The following is a 1246-nucleotide window of genomic DNA, read 5'->3' on the forward strand; positions in this document are numbered from 1 at the left end:
TGGCCGGCGCTGATCGCGGACTGGGTGGTGCTGCTGCGGCTGTCACTGGTGAAGCCCAGTGTCATGCCACCGCTACCTGGGGATTGTTGCTTCTGCGGGGCGCTTGGGCCGTTGCCGGTGTTCTGGCTGGGCTTTTGCCCGCTTTCTTTGTTTTGCGAGGCAATTCTATCTACAAAAATCTAACCAGTCATTTGACTTGACGCCAACCCCACCATTTACAAATTTCTCATAATCACATTTATACTTATCAAGCTCCAATCCATTAACATCAATAGCAACAAAATCACCACCCCTTTCCTTTACAAACAAAATATTTATCTCAATTAAAACCGGATCAATGCCTATCAAAACCCCAGAAGCCTTAACCTCATGAAATATAAAACTCTTACCCCCGGCCAATGGTAATATTTTATCCAGAACAGCAAATATAATTTCAGGTCTAGATATTTCTATTTTTTCATCCATTTCATACTTGTCAGAATAAATATATGGTATTACAAAAAGCCTATAGTCAATAATTACCAACCATCCATTCAAATCCAAGGAATCACCAATATTCACCTTTACCTCCCCACAATAATTGCATTAACCCCTGCCGACATTGCACCTTCCAACAGCTCTTGCCGAACGCCTCTTGGCCCAACGTATGGATCGCGTGTCATGTAATAATTTACGCCGTTAACAGAGTTAATACTGTCAACAATGATGAAATGCCTCCCCTGCCCCGCAGGCAGCTGCACAATAACACTTGCCCCCTCTTTCAGTGCTTTGTTTAATTGCTCAGGTAACATTGTTGTATTTATGCTGTTCTTTATCCCCGCCTTAGATATAACATCTGATAACTCCAGCGTGTTAACACCTGTAGACCTAACACCATTTACAAAACTTCCAATTGCTCCATCGAGGCTAACAACTGCACCAGTTTTGTCTGTAATTGTCATTGCTGCACATGCCGGGCCACATACGGGCGCATTACCTTGCAAAACAACTGAACCTGTCGGTTCATAGGGAATTGTCTTAGGCGCCGTAGCAACACCACCTGCGCCGTCTTTAAAAGCGCCCGATGTTGCTTTTATTTCTGACACTGAGCCTGATTCCGCTATCAGTATCGCATCCCGCTCAGCCTGTGTCAGGCCCTGACCCGTACCCACAGTTCTGGTGCCTGCCGCCAAAGCCCCACCTGCCAAACCACTCAGTACTCCGGTTGCAGCCTGGAGGGTGTGGAGATGTTCGTCGCGGTTCCATT

The 1246-nt window shown here is 46.1% G+C and carries 3 protein-coding genes; 1 reads left to right on the forward strand and 2 read right to left on the reverse strand.

What is annotated here, in order from left to right; translation table 11 throughout:
- A partial coding sequence (locus tag HNQ59_RS19525; protein ID WP_221320306.1) for a hypothetical protein occupies positions 1–183 on the forward strand: 183 nt, incomplete at its 5' end.
- Here HNQ59_RS19525 and HNQ59_RS19425 read toward each other — a convergent pair.
- A complete protein-coding gene (locus HNQ59_RS19425) occupies positions 166–561 on the reverse strand; it encodes a hypothetical protein (protein ID WP_184042035.1) in 396 nt (131 codons plus the stop codon). The two genes, HNQ59_RS19525 and HNQ59_RS19425, sit on opposite strands and share 18 nt — an antisense overlap.
- A gap of 2 nt (positions 562–563) precedes the next feature.
- On the reverse strand, positions 564–1246 hold a 683-nt coding region (locus HNQ59_RS19430), incomplete at its 5' end, for a hypothetical protein (RefSeq protein WP_221320307.1).

Source organism: Chitinivorax tropicus (assembly GCF_014202905.1).
In the GTDB taxonomy this organism is placed as follows: Bacteria; Pseudomonadota; Gammaproteobacteria; order Burkholderiales; family SCOH01; genus Chitinivorax; species Chitinivorax tropicus.